The organism is Kitasatospora sp. NPDC093550 (assembly GCF_044764985.1).
Classification (GTDB): domain Bacteria; phylum Actinomycetota; class Actinomycetes; order Streptomycetales; family Streptomycetaceae; genus Kitasatospora.
Genome location: NZ_JBIWJF010000013.1, coordinates 240,961 through 259,884 on the forward strand (window position 1 = coordinate 240,961; position 18,924 = coordinate 259,884).

General features: G+C 69.0%; 17 protein-coding genes and 1 pseudogene. 13 read left to right on the forward strand and 5 right to left on the reverse strand.

Annotation, left to right across the window (positions count from 1 at the left end):
• The first annotated feature begins 113 nt into the window (after positions 1–113).
• The gene (locus tag ACIRD3_RS22460; RefSeq protein ID WP_402219444.1) at positions 114–1,046 is read left to right on the forward strand and encodes a hypothetical protein; all 933 of its coding nucleotides are present in this window, start codon (positions 114–116) and stop codon (positions 1,044–1,046) included.
• Between the two features lie 6 nt (positions 1,047–1,052).
• Here ACIRD3_RS22460 and ACIRD3_RS22465 read toward each other — a convergent pair whose 3' ends face one another.
• Together ACIRD3_RS22465 and ACIRD3_RS22470 are read right to left on the reverse strand one after the other, a co-directional pair.
• Complete coding sequence (locus ACIRD3_RS22465) at positions 1,053–1,664, reverse strand: hypothetical protein (protein ID WP_402219356.1); 612 nt, start codon at positions 1,662–1,664, stop codon at positions 1,053–1,055.
• Positions 1,661–3,331 (reverse strand): alpha/beta hydrolase, encoded by a 1,671-nt coding sequence (locus ACIRD3_RS22470; RefSeq protein ID WP_402219359.1) that lies wholly within the window; start codon positions 3,329–3,331, stop codon positions 1,661–1,663. Before ACIRD3_RS22470 ends, ACIRD3_RS22465 begins: the two co-directional genes overlap by 4 nt.
• A gap of 87 nt (positions 3,332–3,418) precedes the next feature.
• On the opposite strand from ACIRD3_RS22470, the gene ACIRD3_RS22475 reads away from it, so the two are divergent.
• Entirely contained in the window at positions 3,419–3,775 is a 357-nt protein-coding gene (locus ACIRD3_RS22475) for a hypothetical protein (RefSeq protein ID WP_402219362.1), read from the forward strand.
• 73 nt (positions 3,776–3,848) lie between these two features.
• On the opposite strand, the gene ACIRD3_RS22480 is transcribed toward ACIRD3_RS22475, so the two are convergent.
• Both ACIRD3_RS22480 and ACIRD3_RS22485 read right to left on the reverse strand, forming a co-directional pair.
• Complete coding sequence (locus ACIRD3_RS22480) at positions 3,849–4,706, reverse strand: GNAT family N-acetyltransferase (RefSeq protein ID WP_402219364.1); 858 nt, start codon at positions 4,704–4,706, stop codon at positions 3,849–3,851.
• A gap of 84 nt (positions 4,707–4,790) precedes the next feature.
• Positions 4,791–6,850 (reverse strand): annotated as a pseudogene (locus ACIRD3_RS22485) (thioredoxin domain-containing protein).
• A 66-nt stretch (positions 6,851–6,916) separates the two neighbouring features.
• On the opposite strand from ACIRD3_RS22485, the gene ACIRD3_RS22490 reads away from it, so the two are divergent.
• The 4 genes from ACIRD3_RS22490 (at position 6,917) to ACIRD3_RS22505 (ending at position 12,219) form a co-directional block, all read left to right on the forward strand.
• Entirely contained in the window at positions 6,917–8,563 is a 1,647-nt protein-coding gene (locus tag ACIRD3_RS22490) for a recombinase family protein (RefSeq protein WP_402219367.1), read from the forward strand.
• A gap of 875 nt (positions 8,564–9,438) precedes the next feature.
• Positions 9,439–9,939: a hypothetical protein gene (locus ACIRD3_RS22495; protein ID WP_402219370.1), complete on the forward strand. Its 501-nt coding sequence runs from the start codon at positions 9,439–9,441 to the stop codon at positions 9,937–9,939.
• A 138-nt stretch (positions 9,940–10,077) separates the two neighbouring features.
• The gene (locus ACIRD3_RS22500; RefSeq protein ID WP_402219373.1) at positions 10,078–11,313 is read left to right on the forward strand and encodes an MAB_1171c family putative transporter; all 1,236 of its coding nucleotides are present in this window, start codon (positions 10,078–10,080) and stop codon (positions 11,311–11,313) included.
• Positions 11,314–11,589: 276 nt separating this feature from the next.
• The gene (locus tag ACIRD3_RS22505; RefSeq protein ID WP_402219376.1) at positions 11,590–12,219 is read left to right on the forward strand and encodes an HAD-IA family hydrolase; all 630 of its coding nucleotides are present in this window, start codon (positions 11,590–11,592) and stop codon (positions 12,217–12,219) included.
• 188 nt (positions 12,220–12,407) lie between these two features.
• Here ACIRD3_RS22505 and ACIRD3_RS22510 read toward each other — a convergent pair whose 3' ends face one another.
• Positions 12,408–13,280 carry a helix-turn-helix domain-containing protein gene (locus ACIRD3_RS22510; RefSeq protein WP_402219379.1) on the reverse strand — a complete coding sequence of 291 codons (873 nt, stop codon included), beginning with the start codon at positions 13,278–13,280 and terminating at the stop codon, positions 12,408–12,410.
• Positions 13,281–13,872: 592 nt separating this feature from the next.
• Between ACIRD3_RS22510 and ACIRD3_RS22515 the strand changes: the two genes are divergently transcribed.
• The 7 genes from ACIRD3_RS22515 to ACIRD3_RS22545 all read left to right on the forward strand — a co-directional run bounded on the left by ACIRD3_RS22515 (position 13,873) and on the right by ACIRD3_RS22545 (position 18,766).
• A complete protein-coding gene (locus tag ACIRD3_RS22515) occupies positions 13,873–14,073 on the forward strand; it encodes a hypothetical protein (protein ID WP_402219381.1) in 201 nt (66 codons plus the stop codon).
• Positions 14,074–14,171: 98 nt separating this feature from the next.
• Complete coding sequence (locus tag ACIRD3_RS22520) at positions 14,172–14,762, forward strand: WhiB family transcriptional regulator (protein ID WP_402219384.1); 591 nt, start codon at positions 14,172–14,174, stop codon at positions 14,760–14,762.
• 60 nt (positions 14,763–14,822) lie between these two features.
• Positions 14,823–15,182, forward strand: coding sequence for a hypothetical protein (locus tag ACIRD3_RS22525; protein WP_402219386.1), 360 nt, complete (start codon positions 14,823–14,825; stop codon positions 15,180–15,182).
• Entirely contained in the window at positions 15,179–16,039 is an 861-nt protein-coding gene (locus ACIRD3_RS22530) for a hypothetical protein (RefSeq protein WP_402219389.1), read from the forward strand. The genes ACIRD3_RS22525 and ACIRD3_RS22530 overlap by 4 nt, the downstream gene beginning before the upstream one ends.
• 95 nt (positions 16,040–16,134) lie before the next feature.
• Entirely contained in the window at positions 16,135–16,767 is a 633-nt protein-coding gene (locus tag ACIRD3_RS22535; RefSeq protein ID WP_402219392.1) for an ATP-binding protein, read from the forward strand.
• Entirely contained in the window at positions 16,767–17,540 is a 774-nt protein-coding gene (locus tag ACIRD3_RS22540; protein ID WP_402219394.1) for a DUF6195 family protein, read from the forward strand. Before ACIRD3_RS22535 ends, ACIRD3_RS22540 begins: the two co-directional genes overlap by 1 nt.
• The gene (locus tag ACIRD3_RS22545) at positions 17,540–18,766 is read left to right on the forward strand and encodes a DUF2637 domain-containing protein (protein ID WP_402219397.1); all 1,227 of its coding nucleotides are present in this window, start codon (positions 17,540–17,542) and stop codon (positions 18,764–18,766) included. Before ACIRD3_RS22540 ends, ACIRD3_RS22545 begins: the two co-directional genes overlap by 1 nt.
• The last annotated feature ends 158 nt before the right edge of the window (positions 18,767–18,924 follow it).

Sequence of the window (18,924 nt, forward strand, 5' to 3'; positions counted from 1 at the left end):
CCGGAAACCCCCGCGCAGCAGGCGTGGACCGGTGACAAACCGCCGTACCGATGTGAATATTCACGGTCAAAAGCCGGTCCGCCCGCCCCGCCCCCGTCCGCCAGGAGGCCGCCATCCACCGGAGCGACCCAGCCGACCTCGCCGCCGCCCTGCGCACCGGCCCGTTCCACCTCGCCCTGCGCACCGCCATCACCGCCCGCGGCCTCGCACTGCACCGGATCCGCCACCGGCTCGCCCTGCGCGGCGTGAACGTCGGCCTCACCAGTCTGAGTTACTGGCAGCAGGGCCGCCGCCGCCCGGAACGGCCCGAGTCCCTGCGCGCCGTCGCCGCCCTGGAGGACGTCCTCGACCTGCCCGAGCACTCCCTGACCCGGCTGCTCGGCCCCCGCCGCGCCGCCGGACCGGCCCCGGCCGGACCGCCCGTCCGGCCGTACCGGGACCTCATCTCCCCGGCCGCCGCCGTCGACGACCTGCTCACCGCGCTCCCCGGGCCGCGCGACACCGGCCTGCACACCGTCACCCACATCGAGCGCATCCGGGTCGGCCCCGACCGCCAGCTGGCCCGCCGCGACTCCCAGCACGCGCTGCGCGCCCACCGCGACGGCATCGACCGCTACCTCGCGCTCTACCAGGGCGACCCGGGCAGCGACATCGCGCTCGTCGGCGTCCGGGCCGAGGAGAACTGCCGCCCCGGCCGCATCCGCCGCGACCCGGCCCACCACCTGCTCGCCGCCGAACTCCTCCTCGACCGCCGGCTGCGCGCCGGCGACACCCACCTGCTCGGCTACGGCTTCGACGACGCGCCCTCCCCGGACCCGAGCTGCGAGTACGTCCGCGGCTTCAACTCCGGCGCCGGGCAGTACGTCCTCCAGGTCACCTTCCACCCGGACGCCCTCCCGGTGCGCTGCCACCGCTTCGCCCTCCACTCGCCGGGCGAGGCGCCGTACGAGACCGAGGAGCTGACCCTCGACGGGCACCACTGCGTCCACCTGGTCGCCACCGCGCTGCGGCCGTGCATCCTGGGGATCCGCTGGGACTGGGAGTAGCGGCGGTCAGTGCGACCAGTACGGGTCGTCGAGGTCGGGCGCGGGCTCAGGACTCGGCCGCTCGCCGACCGGCGGGGTGCCGTAGTCCTCCCGGGGCTGGAACCGCACCAGGAAGGCCGCTCCGCTCAGGTGCACCTTGACGGAGGAGTCGGCCGTCGAGGTGGTCACCGAGAGCGTGAACAGGACCTCGCCGTGTCCGGAGCAGTTCAGGTCGGTGTCGCACTTGTGCAGGTACTCGACGGTGGTATCGGTACGCCGGCAATCGCCCCAGAGCTGCGACATGCGGTCCAGCAGCACCTGCACTTTCGCCGGGGCCACCTTCGTCCGGACGGCTACCACTTCCCTGACACCGGACAACAGGCTCGGCTCACCGTCGGCGTGGTCAGGCTCCCGGTCCACGGCGTAGAACCCGCCGGAGTAGGCCAGCGGCGGGGTGATCGCCCCCATGGCCGCCTGCAGGGTGCCGTTGAGCCGCATCCTCGTCTCACGCGGGCTCCGGGCGTTGTCCCGGTCCTTCAGGGCCATCGGGCCGTAGCCGTTGTAGAAAAGACCCGCGCCGGTGGCCAGCACGAGCACCGCCGCCGCGGAACAGCCCAGCGCGCGCCGCGGGCGCTTCACCCGCGCCGGCCCGTCAGTTTCACGTCACCGCTGCCGCTCACGATCGCCGCGATGTTGTCCAGCGAGGGCCCGCCGCGCCCGTTCAGGTACTTGGTGTGCGCGTCGATCGGGTTGCCGCGACTCCAGTCGTCGACGGTGAAGCGGTTCGCGCCGAAGTGCCTGCTGGACGGGTCCCGTCCGTACCAGCATTCGTCCGGGTCGAGGCTGAACTTCGAGGGGGCGTGCGTCACGACGTCGTTGTCGGCGGCGCCGACCCAGACGTGGCCGGAGGGCATGTGGAGGTCGGAGGCCCTGTCCGCTCCGACGCCAGGGCTGCCGATGAAGACCACGTCGTCCGGCGGCGCGTCGTGCGAGCCCGGCCGGGTGGCGATCATGGTGGCCTGGCCCACCAGGTACGAACCGTAGCTGTGACCGACCGCGGTGATGTGGAGGGGCCGGGTGCCGTCGTGCCCGGCCCTCACCCCGCTCAGGAACTTCGCGTACGCCGGGGCGCCGTCCTTGCCGGCCTTCGTCGACGCGGCCCCGAGGTCCATCCCCGGCGAGTCGTACCCGAGCCAGACGATGGAGGCGACGGAGTGGCCGGCCGGGGCCTTGCCGCTCGCGGCGCGGTAGAGGTTCAGCGCGTTCTCCGCCTCGTTGGTCCCGTCGTTCTCTCCCGGTCCCAGGCTCTTCATGGTGGTGGTGATCCCCGGCACGTAGGCGGAGATGTCGGTGGCGGTGTCCGGGTTCCCGTACGAGAGGATCGCCCGACCCCGGCCTTCGTCGCCCAGACCGAGCAGGAGGATCGGCGGATCTCCCTTGTGCTGCCGAAGGCGCGCGTCGATGGGCCCGTAGAGGGCGAACAGGTCCTTCTCCCCGGCGCTCATCTCGTCCGGCTTCTTGGTCCTGATGGAATTCATCAGGGCTTCCAACCGGTCACGGTTCACCTTGTCCCGCACCTCCGCCGGGATGCCGTCGAGGTTGCCGAGCACCTCCGGGTGGTGGCTGAGGAACCACTGCCGCCCCTCCGGGCCGAGGCCCTTCCACCAGGTGTCGACCTCCGTCGGGGCGGCGTCCTTGCCGGGCATGCCCCGCTGCCACATCGGGTTGGAAGCGTCGGCGAACTGGTCCAGGTACACGTCGGCGGCGGCCGTCTTCTCGTCCAGGCCCGACTTGTCCCGGGCGTGCCCCGCGAACCTGTTGAGCGTGCCGGCCAGCGCGCTGTCGGCCTCGGCCGCGTCGGAGAGCGCCTTTCCGATCTGCTGGCCGATCTCCTCGGCGGCCGCCTTCTGCCTGGCCTCCCAGTCGGTGGCCTGGAACGGGTTGGTCGACGGGGACCAACTCACCGTGCCGCTGTCGCTGACCGAGAAGCCCTTGGCCCGCGCGTCGGAGAGGGCCTGGGTGAGCCGGTCCTGGGCCAGGGTCATGGCGTCGGCGCAGTCCCGGATCTCCTTGCCGATGAGGCCGAGTTCGGTCGTCGCCGCGCGCACCTTGCCGGTGATGCCGTCCAGCACCGGGATCGCGGCGTCGGCCGCCGAACCGCTCCACTGGGAGCCGTGGACCCGGTCCGCGGTGCCGCTCTTCCAGTCGGTGGCGTGCTGCGACATCGCCTTGGCCAGTGCGTCGTACGCGTCGGCCGCCGTGTAGAGCTTCGCCAGTCCGGCTGTGCGCAGGCTCGCGATGTCCATCCCCGCCTCCCCTGTGCGCTCCGTGTCCCCCACGACACTCACCGCTACCATAACGTCCGCGGCCGACACGGATGCCAGGGGGAAGTGATGGGCCAGGATCCGGGATTCACGGTGAAGCCATGGGAGTTGACCGCCGCCGGGAACAGCGCGCTGGCGGTGGCCGGGAAAGTCCCGGACGAGACGGCGACGTTGGCGGAGCCCAGTGCCAACGCGGCGGGGAGCCTTGCGGGTTGGCAGAGCGGAGCGGCACTGCAGGGATGCAGCGCGGCCTGGAAGGCGCTGCTGGACGGGCTGGCGGGCGACATGAAGGCGGCCGGCGGCAACCTGATCACCTGCGCGCAGGCCTATGTGAACTCCGACCGGCTGCCGGCACCCGCCGCGGCCGGGGCCGCCGACCCCTTCGACACGAAGGCGGTCGGCGTGCACCCCACCAAGGACGCGTGACCCCCCGAGGACGCGTAACCCCCAGGGCACGTAATCCCCAGGACGCTGACCCCCAGGACGCGCAACTCCCCCGCTACGCCCGGAAGTCCAGGATCAGGCAGTCCTCCACCGCCCGGTAGCCGATCTGCTGGTAGATCGAGTTGCTGGTCGGGTTGGCGAGGTCGGTGTAGAGCAGCACCTCCTCGGCCCCCAGGGTGAGGACGTACGCGGAGGCGGCGGCCGTGACGGCGCTGCCGTACCCGCGGCCGCGGTGTTCGGTGGGGGTGTAGACCGGGCCGATGCGGGACATCCCGGCGACCACCGGACTGCTCCCGGCCAGCGCGACCGGGCAGCCGTCGTCCTCCCACAGGTGGAGCCCGCCGACCGCGATCTTGTCGTCGACCGCCCTCGGCACGTCGGGCAGCATGACCTCGACCTCGGCCAGGAACTCCTCGTACCAGCGGATCGCCAGCTCGCGGTCGGCCGGTGCGGCGAGCCGGTGGCGGCCCGCCGGCGGCCGCGGCGGGTCGGTCAACTCGCCGAGGCGGTAGAGCCGTTCGTCGACCCGCACGGACTGCACGGTGCCGGTGGCCGCCGTCCAGGCCGCGCCGAAGGCCCGGGCGGTGTCCGCCGACCCGCCGACCCCGGCCACCTCGGTGAACCCGGGCCCGGCGGCGGCCAGGGCGACCGCCAGCTCGGCGGCCGCGACCGGCGGCATGCAGGAGAGCCGGGGGTCGAACGGCGGTGTCTGCAGGAAGGCGCCGCCGACCGGCGCGCCCTCCTCGGGCCGCCACCAGCCGAAGACCGGTGGCCCGCCGAACACGTCCAGCCCGGCCTCGGCCAGCCGGTGCGCGATGGTGAGCAGGACGGTGTTCTCGGCGGGGCGGGCGGCCAGGAAGTCGCCCGCCTGCTCCCGGAAGTCGTCGAGCGAGGTGCTGAAAGTCCAGGTCATGACCCATCCTCACTCGGCCCGCGCGCCCCCGCCAACGATTATCCGGGCGCCCGCCGGTCCCCTGCCGCCCGACCGCTACGCCCGCTACTCGACCGCCGCGCCCAGCCGCTCCGCCAGCGCCGCCGGATCGGTGGTCGGCGCGTCGCAGGCGAAGTGCCGGCAGACGTACGCCGCGGGCACCCCGCCGACCAACGGCCGGTCCGCCAGCAGCGGCACCTCGGTCTCCCCCGGCTCGCCCACCGCGACCACCGCGCCCGGTGCCGTCCCGAGCAGGGCCGCCCGCCGCAGCGCACCGGTGGCCGGGTCCCCGGCCGGGCCGACCACGGCCACCTCGCGCGGCCCGTCGAGCAGCGCCTCGGCGACGGCGAGGCCCCAGCCGATGAACCGCGGCGCCCGCCCGGCCAGCGCGCCGACCACGCCGAGGGCCCGCTCGGCGGCCGTCCGGTGCCGGTCGGAGCCGGTGTACGCGGCGTACGTGAGCAAGGCGCCGGCGGCGGCCGTCCAGCCAGACGGAGTGGCGTTGTCGGTCGGGTCCTGCGGCCGGCGGATCAGCTCCTCGGCGTCGTCGGCGGTGTCGTAGAGCGCCCCGGAGGCCTCGTCGGTGAAGTGCTTGAGGACGGTGTCCAGCAGGCCGCCGGCCAGTTGCAGCCACTCCCCCTCGCCGGTGACGGCGTACAGCGCGAGGAAGCCCTCGGCGGTGTCCGCGTAGTCCTCCAGCACTCCGGCGTTGGTCCCGGCCCGGCCGTCCCGGGAGGTGCGCAGCAGCCGGCCGTCGGGGGTGAGGTGGACGGCGAGCAGCAGGTCGGCGGCGCGCTCGGCGGCCTCGACCAGGTCGGGCCGCTCCAGCAGGGCGCCGGTCTCGGCGAGCGCGGCGATGGCGAGGCCGTTCCAGGCGGCGACGATCTTGTCATCCCGAGCCGGTGCGGGCCGGGCCGAACGCGCGTCGAGCAGCCGGGCGCGGATCGTCTCGTACTCGGCGAAGTCCTCGGGCTCGGTCAGGAGTTGGAGGACGGAAGCGCCGTGCTCGAAGGTGCCGTCGGCGGTGACGGTGAACAGCCGGGCGGCGGTGGCCGCGTCGGCCGGGCCGAGCAGGTCGACCAACTGGCCGGGCTCCCAGACGTAGTACGCGCCCTCGGCGGACTGCCCGGTCTCCTCGTCCAGGCTGTCGGCGTCCAGCGCGGAGGCGAACGCGCCCTCGGGCGTGCGGAGTTCGCGCAGCAGGAAGTCCGCCGTCGACAGCGCGACCCGCCGGGCGAGCGGGGAGCCGGTGGCCCGCCACAGGTGCAGGTAGGCGCGCAGCAGCAGGGCGTTGTCGTACAGCATCTTCTCGAAGTGCGGCACCACCCAGCCGGCGTCCACCGAGTACCGGGCGAAGCCGCCGCCGAGCTGGTCGTGGATGCCGCCGCGGGCCATCGCCTCGCCGGTGCGCTCGGCCATCTCCAGCGCCGCCTCCGAGCCGGTGCGCGCGTGGTGGCGCAGCAGGAACTCGACCACCATGGCCGGCGGGAACTTGGGCGCGCCCCCGAAGCCGCCGCGGGCCTGGTCGAACTCCCGGCTGAGGGTCACCAGGGCCTGGTGCAGGTCCGCCTCACCGGGCGGGTTGTGGGCGCCGGCGGAGTAGACGGCGGCCCGCTGGGCCAGGTCCGCCCGGATCCGCCCGGCGACCTCGGCCACCTCCTGCCGCCGGTCCCGCCAGGCGGCGTCGACGCCCTCCAGCACCTGCCGGAAGGACGGCATCCCGTGCCGGGGCTGCGGCGGGAAGTACGTGCCGAAGTAGAACGGCTCCTTGCCGGGCGTGAGGAAGACCGTCATCGGCCACCCGCCCTGCCCCGTCGCGGCCTGCACCGCCTCCATGTACACGGCGTCGACGTCCGGCCGCTCCTCCCGGTCCACCTTGACCGCGACGAAGCGCTCGTTCAGGTACCCGGCGAGCCCGGCGTCCTCGAAGCTCTCGTGCGCCATCACGTGGCACCAGTAAACTTACAGAAGCATAAGTGGCAGGACGCATACCCCACCGAGAGAAGGATGGGTACGTCCCGCCGCTTAGCTTCATTGATCGCCTCCTCTCCCCATGGCCACCAATCCACCGGATTGGAAGCGTGCTGGAGGAGATACGGCGACGTCGCGTCCGCGAGTCGGTTCATACCGTCATCGTCGCATGATCCGGACCGTCCGGCGTGGCTTTCGCGCGCCGAACCAGGAGTAAGACCGTGAGCACAACCCGTTACCGACACGTCCCGTCCGACGTTCCTCCCGAGGAAGCCGGGCCGAACGACCTTGAGCTGCGTGGCAGGCCCGCCGGGCTCCCCTCACCGGAGGAGCTCGCCCGTCTCCACCCCGACACGCCCTTCCTCATCTCGTACTCCCGCATCTCGGACGACTGGCGGAAGAACAACTCGAAGAAGGCCGCCAAGTCCGCGTGGTCGGCCGGTAAGGGTGTGGCGAACCAGCACCGTCGCAACCTCAAGAACGCAGGCCGGTACGGCGTCGTGATCGTGCATCTCTACACGGACAACGACTTGTCGGCCTCGAAGCGCGACGTGGTGCGGCCCGACTTCCAGGCGATGCTCCGGGACCTCAAGCGGGGGCACACCCCTGAGGGCTACCCGGTCCACGGAGTCATCTGCGTGGACCAGGACCGCGTGCAGAGGACAGACCGGGACTGGGAGGACTTTGTCGAGGCGATCACACTCGACCCGAGCCGGCGCTTCTACACTCCGTCGGGACCGATGGATCTCACCGAGGAGAGTGAGATCATCAAGACCGGCATCATGGCGGTGGTCAACAAGGCCGAGTCCATGAAGAAGAAGCGTCGCATCCGCGACTGGCACCAGGACCGGATACTCGACGGCTTGCCCCACAGCGGCCCGAGGCCGTTCGGCTGGGAGGAAGACCGGACGACGCTTCGGCAGGCCGAGTCGGACTACCTGAGCTGGGCGATTGACGAGCGCATCAAGGGTAAGGCCATGAGCACCCTGTGCGCCGAGGCCAAGGTTCGCAGCTTGACGGGCTCCCTCGGTGGCGAGATCGTCCCGCAGACCCTGACCCAGATGATGACTGCTCCTCGCGTCTGTGGATACCGGGCGAATCGCGGTCAGCTCGTTCTGGATGACGACGGCGAGCCGGTCGTGGGTGTCTGGGAAACCGTGACCACGCCGGAGAAGTGGGAGGCGGTGTGCGCAACCTTCGGGGCAGGGAGCACATACCTTGCCCGCGGCTCCGGCACGCCAGCGATCACCGGCATCCCGAAGACCATCAAGTACCTGGGGTCCACACTCCTCCGTTGCCAGTATCGAATAGAGGAGGAGAAGGACGGGGCGTCCACGACGCGAGTCTGCAACGGGGCCATGAGCGGGTCGAAGGCCACAAGGAGCAAGCGGAGCCCGTACGTCTACACCTGCGGGTCCTGCTCGCACAACGCGATCTCCGGCCCCATGGTCGACCAACAGCTCCAGCGCCTGGTACTGGCGAAACTGAAGAAGGCCGAGGCCACTTTCATTCCGGTCAAGGTCGCATGGCCTGACGAGAAGAAGCTCCAACAGAAGGCGGACAAGCTCGCCGAGTTGGAGCGCCAGTGGCAGGCTGACGAAGTCCCCGACGCGATGTTCTACCGATTGGCGCCTCCTTTGGAGAGGGAAGTCAAGAAGTTGCGCAGCGAGCGGGCCAAGTTCGAGTTGGCAGCAGCGACGAAGAACGAGGCGCCTGATGTAGTGGCCAAGAGGTGGGTCGCTGGCGAGTATGACCTTTCGCAGAAACGGCAGGTGTTGTTCGAGATTTTCGCCGCTGTCCAGGTTCTGCCTGGGCAGAAGGGAAACAAGAAACCGAACCCCAACAGGCTCGTCCCTGTGTGGAATTAGCAGCCCTGGTTCTGTACGGGCCGCGCTCCATGAGAAAGCGGTGGTGACGGCACTTCCCGAGTGTCGTCACCACCGCTTTCCGGGAATTTCCTGAGCCGCGACAGGGCGCGCCGCAGGTGCCTTGCCCGACGTGGTCGACCTCACTTCGCGGCCGGTCCCGCTCGCCGGCAAGCCCCCGTACGGTCGGTGGGGACCAGGGCCGCGAGCATGAACGGGACGGACCGGTGGAGCGCGATACAGAGGGCCCGCTGATGGCCACCTGCACTCGGTGCAGGGGCACTATCGAGCAGACCCCACACCCTTCCGGCGCCTGCTTCGGGTGGCCTTGTCACGCCCGCCCCCGGCCCGAGGCCGCCGCCCGCCTCGAACTGCTCCTCCGGCCCGGTCTCGACGTCGGTATGCCAGACGTCCGGCGGCCGACTGAACCTGCCGGAGAGACCCAGCCCCCAAGCCCCACGGTTCAGCCAGCCTGAGCCACCACCGGCGCTCTCCTGCCCGCGTCCACGTCGGGGCCGTCGCCACCGGGCCCAGGGCGGGTGCGGCGGCCTGGGCCCGGCCAAACTGGAGACAACGCGGAAGACACGAAAGATCGTTTAGGGCGTCGCCACGTAATTTCGATCATGGAATCATCACGCTGGGTAGCGTGACTTTCGCAACATTCCTTAAACGGACGTATCGCCTTTCGTCCTTGTACGCTTAAGTCTGGCCGCCGATCGACCGGCCACCGCGCACCTCAAGCACAGGCTCCTGACTACTAGCGCCTCGCGTATGAGCAGCGGGGTGGCGCTGGCCGTGAACACCAGCATTTCTATGGAGCGACTATGCGTTGGCGCAGAGACTCTTCACAGCGCGCGCTCGTGAAGGAATGCGAAAGGTTGCTCGCCGACCTCCCCACCCCCTCTCCTTTCAGCGTCGAGGCGCTGGTGCGAAACATGGAGGGAGCGTTGGGGCGTCAGATTCGGCTAGTTCCGCTGGATGACCCTGATGGTGGGCTGGGCACGGCGTGTGGCCTCCGGGTCAAAGCGCCGACATTCACGCTCATTCTCTATCGTCGCCGTTCGAGCCGAAATCAGACCGAGCACATCATCCTGCATGAGCTTGCGCACGAATGGCTGGACCACGGAACCACGCTGACACCTGCCGAGATCGAGCGGTACGTTCCTGAACGCATCCGCGAGGAGGTGGTTCGGCGTTTCCCGTCGACCGTGGTCCAGGGGCGCGTGGACTTTGACAGCCCCGAGGAGAAGCAGGCCGAGCTTTCGGCATCGCTGATAAAGCGCTTGGGGCGCCGTCAGTCGATCGGGGGAGATGACATGGTCAGTCTCCTGGAGTCCTCGCTTGCCCATCCGGTTGCCCCACCTCGGCGCAAATGCTAGCCATGGTTGAAACGCGAACGTCGAGGCCCTTTCTCCGCCTCACGACTCAATCCATTGTCCACCTGATTGCAATCAAGGCTGCGGCCGGCCGACCTTCGGGCCGGGGAATTGCAGCCTTCTCAGATAGCCACTGGTCAAATGTCCGAATACTTTAAATATCTGACTGCGGTAGTGATGACCGCAATCGCAGTATGGCGATTCCCGGCAGTTCGATACGGAGACTTTCACCGCCGGGCGCTCTGGGGCGGCTATGCAGGATTCGGTGTAGCCCTGTGGCTCTACACGCCGGCGGTAATGAGTGTTGCGGATCGTATCCCAGTGGTGGACCTGGATGCTCTACTAAGGCACTTCGCCAGCACTGCGGCGACCATTGCGGCCCTGACCTATGTTGCCACCAGCTACGGGAAGAGCGCAGAGCTAGTTGTGCCGCGCCACGTGGCAGTGTCGCGCTGGATCGCCCGCGCCTCCTACAAGGCGGGGGCCATAGGCGTCGTCGTACTCACGGTTCTATTTTTCACCGTGGTGAACCGCAAGACACAGAGCGATGATTTCCTAGTCGATCACGCCGGTCAGTGGGGAGTCGCGCTCTACATGACCGTGTTCTATTTCTTCCCGCTTGTCACGGCTGCGGTTTGCGGGTACCAGTGGACACGGGCAGCGCGGCAGGCCGAGACCACGAGCATGCGGATCGGACTGCGCCTGATGGCAATTGCGATGTGGATGGGGTTGGTCCATTCGCTGGCCCGTCCCGGTCTTCTGTGGGTCGCGGTTGCCTTCCCTCTTAGCCCCTCCACAGTGCGTTTTTTCGTAAATGCTGAATCCATATGGATGGATCTTCTTTTTCTGATCGTCGCCGTTGGAGCGAGTATTCCGACCACCCGCGTGGTCGCGGCCCGGTGGAAGACGTGGCGCACTCTGGTTCGGATCTACCCGCTCTGGTTTGACCTGGTGAAGACATTTCCAGGGACGAGCCTGTATCCGCCTGGGGGACGCTTCACGGAGCTTTTGCAGATGCGCGTTCCGATCGAAGTTCGTCTCGACCGGTGGACACAGGATATTGCCGACGCTTGCGAGAAACTGCGATATTACGCTCCACCGGACCTGATGTTCGCAGCAGAGGATGCTACCGCCTCGCACTCCGACCCCGAGCCGGCCGCAGAGGCGTACTGGATTAAGGCCGCGCTCAAGGCCGTCGACAGCACGCCAGCAAGTGTTGACGCTTCCGCCTCTCTGCGAGAGAAGCCTTTCGTTGATACCGACGGTGAGGCTGCGTGGCTCGCACGCATCAGCACGGCTTATTCGAGTATCACCGATGATCAGGCACGGGAGCTGCTCGGGTCCGCAGCGATCGTGGCACTCGAAGCGAATCGGTAGTCTGCGATGGCACCGCAGAATTATTCCCGAGGTGGCCCCTTCCGGCACCCCCGGACCGTTTCGATCTTGAATGGCGGACCGTGAGTGATATTTAGCACCCTCCGCTGCATGAAACGGTTTGGTACCGTGGGTATGCGGACAAACAGGTCTTGATCCGCCACAGGTGAACCCTGGCCTGCGACGTGCAGTTACTGCCGTCACCATATGTAGCCGGGGCCGTGACGCTGTCCAGTCTGGATGCGCGTCCGAAATCTCAGCAACCACTGGAGTTCCCGCATGTCCCAGCGCCGCACTGGTCTCATCCTCGATTTCGGCGGAGTGCTCACCACGCCGCTGCTGCCCGCCGTGTTGGCCTTCGAGCAGCGCGAGGGCCTGCCGCAGGGCGCCTGCCTCGCAGCCCTGTACAAGGACACCGAGGGCGTCCGGATCACGAGCGACCTGGAGCGAGGAGCGGTCTCCCAGACCGAGTGGAACGACTTCGCCGGCAAGATGCTGGGCGTCTCCCCCGAGGGCCTGATGGGCCGCATCTTCGGTGACCTCCGCCCCGAGCCGCGGATCATCAACGCGGCTGCCGCGGCGCGGAAGGCCGGCATCAAGGTGGGCATCCTGTCCAACTCCGTGGGCCTGGCCCCGTGGGACCTGTACGACGGCTACGACCTGGAGCGGCTGTACGACGTCGTCGTGATCTCCGAGCAGCACCTGCTGCGCAAGCCCGACCCCGAGCTGTTCGAGATCACCCTCAAGCTCATGGACCTGCCGGCCGATCAGTGCATCTTCGTCGACGACACCGAGGCGTACGTCAAGGCGGCCGAGCAGCTCGGCCTCGCGGGGGTGCACAACGTCGACCCTGCACAGACGGTGGCCACTCTCTCCGACCTTCTCGGCGTGGACCTCAGCGCGGCTTAGGCCGGCGCCTCGGACAACCGAGGTCGAGAACAGCGAACTGCGGCGTTGCCCCGGAGGGCAACGCCGCAGTTCGCTGTTCTCGGCAAGAACGCAGCGCCAGCCATATTGACATGTCCATGCACTATCGCCGGGCAGCGCCAGGCAGGGTCCTCACGGATCGGGGCAGCAGGGGACTGGCTGCCGATGCCTCAGTCTCCGTCCGGCACGTCTGGCAGCTTGTCCCTCAGCTCACCGACGAGATCGTTGATCTTGGCCATCATCTCGGCGGACAGACCGGCACCGTTGCCGCGTGCGGCCAGACCGAGGATCTGTCCCTGCCGGATCGAGCCGATGAAGCGGACCGCCTCCAAGAACTCGCGGACCGCAGGGCTGAGTTCGGCATCATCCCGGAAGAGTTCGATGTCGACCTGGAGCGCTTCGGCCAGGCCGGCGCGGACCGCCTCGGAAGCCTCGGTGACATCGCCCGCGCGGAGGGCGGCGATGTCCTCGACGGTAACAACGGGGCCGCCCGCGTGATCATTTACAGCCCGCGCGATCTCCTCATTGGAGGGCGCCCCCTGGTCGTACCCGTGCTCCAGGAGGTAGTTGATCTTCTCGCCGATCGTGCGGGGTGCCGAACCCTGCTCGCCACCCGAGGTCGCGGGGCGAATCCCGAACGACAGGTCCTGAGCGGCCAGGAGTGCCTCCTTGGTCACCCCGTAGGCCGCTGCGAGCGGCAGCACGTAGTCACCACCGAGCCGACGCCTTCCGGTCTCGGCGTTGGTCACCGGGACTCGGGTGGCCCCGATGCTCTCGCTGGCCTGCGCGATGCTGAGGCCGGCGTCACACCGCAGGAGCTGTAGATCCGCGGGGCCATCGTGGGGGAAGAGGTCACCCAACGGCTGGCCGAGCGCCGCTGCAATCGCGGGCAACTTCTCGCCCTTGGGGTGATCGTCGCCGCTCTCCCATTTCGCCACAGTGGGGGCGGAGACGCCCACCGCGGCGGCCAAGTCACCCTGGGTGAGGTTCAGGCCCCGCCGGACAGCACGTACACGCTTGCCGTCGAACTGACGTGGGGGCACTTGCACTCCAGGGTCGGGCGGTCGAGAGGGGATCGGGGCAGCCGTAGACCAGGGTTGATACTTCTAGGAAAATAATGTAAGTTTATGTATCGAACCTGATGGTCGGGCTTCGCCCCTCTATGGTGCCAGCCTCCTGGGGACTCCTGTGCATGCTGCACTGCCGTGCCTGCCTGCGCAACAGTCCACTGGAGGCGAACTCGGCGCCGCAGAAGACGAGTCCTGCCGGAATCGGGGGCAAAACGACACCGGCGTCCTGGAGCTACCAACTCCTGGACGCCGGGCTGGCGCACCCGAGGGTCGCCGATTCACTACTACGCGAGCAGCGAGACATCTTTGGCGAGAGGCCGCTGCGCGCGTTCCTAGCAACCATGGAGTATCGCATGCCTGCCATGCCGAAGGGAACCCCTCCCCCAGCAGCTGGCCCCAACCAGCCGCATCCTGCCCACGGCGTCAGTGACGACCGCTTCCTCTCCGCTCCGGGCAGCAGCCAGACCGCAGGCCGGCCAGCCACGCAGTGCGCGTGCACGCCCCCGGCCCTCTTGGGGCCGTCGAGCCCGACCGTACCCCTCCTGCTGGAAGCGTGAGGGCGGCCATGGCCGACGCTGACGACCTCGACGCCTCCATCGACGCCTGGGTGAGCGCACAGCTCGACGCCTCGCCGGACTGGGACCACGAGAAATGGGAGACGTTGGGGAAGATCCTCGACGTCGAGTTCTCGGTCCCCGGCGATTCGCGCGTCTACAACTTCACGAAGCCTGTTACCGAAGTCTCGGTCGACAGCGAAGCCGCGTAGTTGCGCCTCCCCGAAATCGAGGGCTGCAACAGCTCTCAATTCCCTTTCTCGCACCAGGCCGAATAAGGCACTGCGTGCCGCAAGCACCATGAGGCGAAATGAGAACCACTATATCCGACCTCTCCGAGGCGGCTTTGCGGGGCGACTGGGGCCCCCTCATCAGGGAATCCGAGAAGGCACGTGGAAAGCATTGGGCCGAGAACGCCCGGTGCGCCGGGCGGGAGACCAGCATGTTCTTCCCCCTCGGCGACGGCCCGCACTCGGAACCGGTGGAGACCGTGGAACGGCTGGGCCTTTCCCTGATCAGGCCCCTGAATCTGTGCGCGGCCTGCCCCCTTGCGACTGCCGCTCGGTGCTTGATCGAGGCCCTGCGGGATGACGAGGAGTTCGGCATTCGCGGGGGCCTGATCGCTTCGGAGCGCTCCGCTCTGCGCAGTAGCTGGCAGCAGCGCACGGACAAGGACGCTGTAGGACGGGCCCTCCGGGGCTCTACCGCGGCGCTGAGCAAAGCCGAGCGCAGGGCGGTGGTCGCCCGGTTCGCGGAGGCCCCCGCCACGATGGACGCCGCCGCCGTGGCAAGGGGCCTCGGGATCACACACGAGAACCTGCTGAGGCTCGCCCGGACCTACCGGCAGAAGCGCCGGACCGAACCGGCCTCGCCGCCGGCTCGAAGCACTGACGCTGCCTGACGCAGCGAGGAAACGATTCTTCTCGCAGGGTATTCCTTGCGGCGGTCCAGGAGCTTCTCCATGCCTCTGAACAATCTCACCTCCTCGACGCGGGAATGCGTCGGGGATGCAATCAGGGAACTCGTACCAACTGCCATTCTGGTCCGGATCTTTCCCGAGCGACGGGCAGCCACCTACCTGTTCGATCCTGACTTCTACCGCAGGCCCCTCGGTCGAAAGACCGAAGAAAGAGTGGCGCGGATGGTCCGTCTGGCCTTCGACGGCGCGGACTGGCGGCTCGCCCACGACTTCTACCTTCCGACCGGGGAGCTTTATCTCACCCCGGAGCCGCACCAGACCGGGTACATCCCCGAAGACGACGAAACCTTCGGCCTCGCCCCGGCACGGCTCATAGCGATATTGGACGGGACTGGAGCATGAGCGAAATAGCAACGGAACTCGTCTGGTCGGAATCCAAGGCGTGTCGGGGTTCGCGGCTGGTCATGCTAGCTCTCGCCCGGGAGGCGGACGACCAGGGGCGGGCAATCCTGACTCTGGAGGAGATTTCGCGGCTGACCGGCTTGACGGTCCGCTCGATCACTACCTGCCTCGGTGACCTGGCATCGCTCGGGGAGATCAGCCGCGAAAGCGGGGGCGGGCGCTCCAAGTGCAGCAGCTACTCGATCCTCCTCGGCGGCCAGGCCGGCGGCAGTACGGAGGACACGGGGACGAAACTTCCTACTTCCGGCTCCGGCGTGCCGCAGAGCGGAATCATCTTCCAGGAAGGAGCTTCCGGGAAATCCACGGAGGTGCCCTCGACGCGGAAGTTTCTTCATGCCGAGCCGGAAGTTTCTTCCTCGCGTGCGCGTGGTGGTAATACTCCCTACGGGAGTATTACCACCCAAAAGCAAGCTAGCTTTCCTGGCACAAACCTCCGTGAAGTTCCAGCAGCTCAGGATTCGGTCGAGGTCCCGGAGGGCGCCAAGGAGCTGGTAGCGGCGATGACCGGAGCGGAGATGGTCGTCGGCTGGCGGCTGACCGAAGCGGAGTGGGACCTGGTAACAGCTCTCTCGGCCCGTTGGGGACACGAACGGCTGGTCGAGATGGTCGCTCGGCGCTGGAACACCTCCCGCCCGCCGCTGTCCGCCCGATACCTGCTCCGCATCTGGGCGGACCTTCCTGACCAGGCCCCGGCAGCGGCGGCAGGGACCAACGTCGTCCCGCTGCGGCGGCAGCCCGGAACGTGGGTTCCGTTCCAGAACACCGCCCAGCCCAGCGCCTACCAGAACGGATTTTGATCATGGCCCACCCAGTGCGCGCGGGCAGCGCCGCATCCTTGCGGGCCATGGACCGGATACTTGCTGCGAGGGGGCTACCGGTCGCGCCGGAAGCGATGGGCGACGACCCGCGGGACGCCAACCCGGGTGACCGGCAGTGGCACCACCAGGCCCGTGCGGACTACGCGCTGAGCCGATGGAGCGCCGCAACGCCGCCTAGGTACCGCGATGCCGAAGCGACTCTCCCGGAGGTCACGGCCTGGGCCGATCGCGCTCTGGCCGACAGCGCCGCCGCCGGTGCCCTGCTCCTGACCGGGCCGACCGGCACCGGCAAGACGTACGAGGCGCTCGGCGCGCTGCGGCGGATCGCGGCCGGCGGACCGGACCGGTTCGAGGTGATCGTCATCAACTCGGCCGACATGTACGGCAGGCTGCGGCCCTCCCAGGTCATGGGCGCGGCCGAGCGCGAGCTGCGGCGACTCAGCGAGGTGCAGTACCTGCTGCTGGACGACCTCGGCTCGGCGCAGACCTCGGGGTGGACCGAGGAGGTGACGTACAGGCTCTTCAACTACCGGTACAACTTCTGCCTCCCGACCATCCTCACGTCGAACTTGCCCGCCCGGGACGAGAACGGGCCGGACCTCACCGCTTTCGTTGGGGCCCGGGTGGCGAGCCGACTGGCCGAGATGGTGACCAGCCTCGTCCCAGTGATCGGCGCGGACCGTCGACGCGGCGGGAGGGCAGCCTGATGCCTGTGCGCCTGCGCGGAGCGGCACCGGACGCCGCAGCCCTGTCCACACCCTGTGCATATGTGGGGCCCCTCAGCCCGTACGCGAACCCGTTCATGGCCGGGGACCGCAGTGCTTCACCGGCCGGAGCGCCGATGGACGCGGAGGAAGCGGTGGACCTCTTCGCCGCCACGCTCCGGGGCCCGGTCGGCCGGTACTACGCCGACGAGTTCGCCCGCGCGCTCCGCGGCCTCGACCTCATGTGCACCTGCCCGCTCGACGTGCCGTGCCACGCGGACGTCCTGCTCCATCTCGCCAACGACCCCGGCAACAGCAACACGATCTCCACCAGTTACTTCATGGAAGGCCCTCCGATGCCCCACCCGATCATGGTCTCTGCGGCCGAGCAGCTCACGGCTGGCGAGAAGCGGCGGACCGCCGCTCGGGAAGATGCCTTCCGCACCTGGGGGCCCCGGTCGACCGAGGCGGCGAGCCGGTACGCCCACCGGCTCCTCGGCGCTGAGGCAGTGACGTTGGAGTGGCAGACCCTGGGCCTCCTGTCCTTCGAGGAGCACCTCCAGGCGTTCGCCTCGCTCGACACGGTCGGCGGCCAGCACCTGGAGCTGTACTACTCCGACCAGGGCGGCACGGAGTCCATCACGCTGCGGGTGTCGTGCATCAGCTGCCCCAGCCAGCACGTGCACGCGGTGACCTCCCTCGAACAGCTCGGTCAGCTGCTCTCCCAGACCGCAGCCTGGTCGTCCATCAGCCCGCGCGACGGGGGCAACCTCTGATGCCCAACGCACACATAACGCCGACGACCGAAGGTCAGCAGGTCGCGCGCACCCAGCAGGGCATGACGGCCTGGGACCGCACCGCGATCATCGCGCTCGGTGCGGCCGGCTTCGCGTTCTCCTTCGACGCGCTGCGGCAGGTCGCCATAGCGATCCACGCGAGCGAGACGATGAGCTACCTGTTCCCGGTGTTCATCGACGGCTTCATTGGGTACAGCGTGCGGGCTCTCCTGCTGCTTCGCCACCAGCCGTTCAGCGCGCGAGCCTACGTCTGGTTCCTCTTCCTGACGGCCACCGCAGCGAGCCTCGGGGTGAACGCCTTGCACGCCGTCACGATGAACCACGGTCCGCAGTCCGGACGGTCCACGCTGCACCTCGCGGACGGCGTCGTCGGGGTGCTTTCCACGCTCGCGCCGCTGGCCCTGGCGGGCTCGGTCCACCTGTACATCCTGATGGCGCGGACCGCCGAGTTGTCCGTCCGGGACGGCGAGGACAGCGGTCCCGGACCGGTCCGCGAAGCTGTCCAACCGCCTGCAAGGGGCGAGGAGACGCCGGAGGGCCACCCCGTGGAGTCCGGGCCGGCTACCGGATCGACGGCTGTCCCGTCCGCGCCGTCCGCTGCGGCCCCGGCGGTCGTTGACCTGCGAAAGTTCGGAAGCGGCCACGTCGAAGCGCCCGGTCCGCACGGCCGGAGTGTGCACCCGTCCGCAACGGCGGACCCGGCGGAGGACGGCCAGGTCCTAGTGGACGGGCGGCCCGCCGGTGTCGAGGACGGGGAGGTGCTGGCTCCCCCCGCAGCGGCTGCTGAGGCCCCGGATTCGGAGCCGGTCCGCGAGCACGCGGACGGTGGCGAGCGGTCCGTCCCGGACGACACCGGTCTCCAGCAGGACGGGGAGTCGCTGCCTTCCCCGGTGGCTGCCGGGAGTCCACTGCCGGAGCCGGTCCGCGAGGCCCCGGACGACGCCGAGCCGTCCGTCCCGGACGACGGCGAATTCCCGCAGGACCGGGAAGCCGCTGACGACGAGTGGCTTGAGGAGCTGCTGCCGGTCGCGTGGGCCGCCTACCGGGAGAGCGGCCGGATCAGCCGTGACGCGATCAAGGAGGCCGTCCGTGCACGGCAGCCGATCAGCAACGATCGCCTGGGGGTCCTCCTGGCCCGGTTGAAGGACGAGGTGGACCGGCTGTCGACCGCCACCCCCGCCGGTGCCTCCAGCGCCCTTTGGTGATCTCATCGCATTGGTGCCGCGTGGGGGGGGGGGGGCCCCCCCCCCCCCCCCCCCCCCCCCCCCGTTTTAACCGAAGACAAACCCAAAGGGGGCCGCGGGCGCCCCCCCCCCCAGCGAAACCCCCCCCCCCAAGCGCACAACCGGGGGGGGGGCGAGGG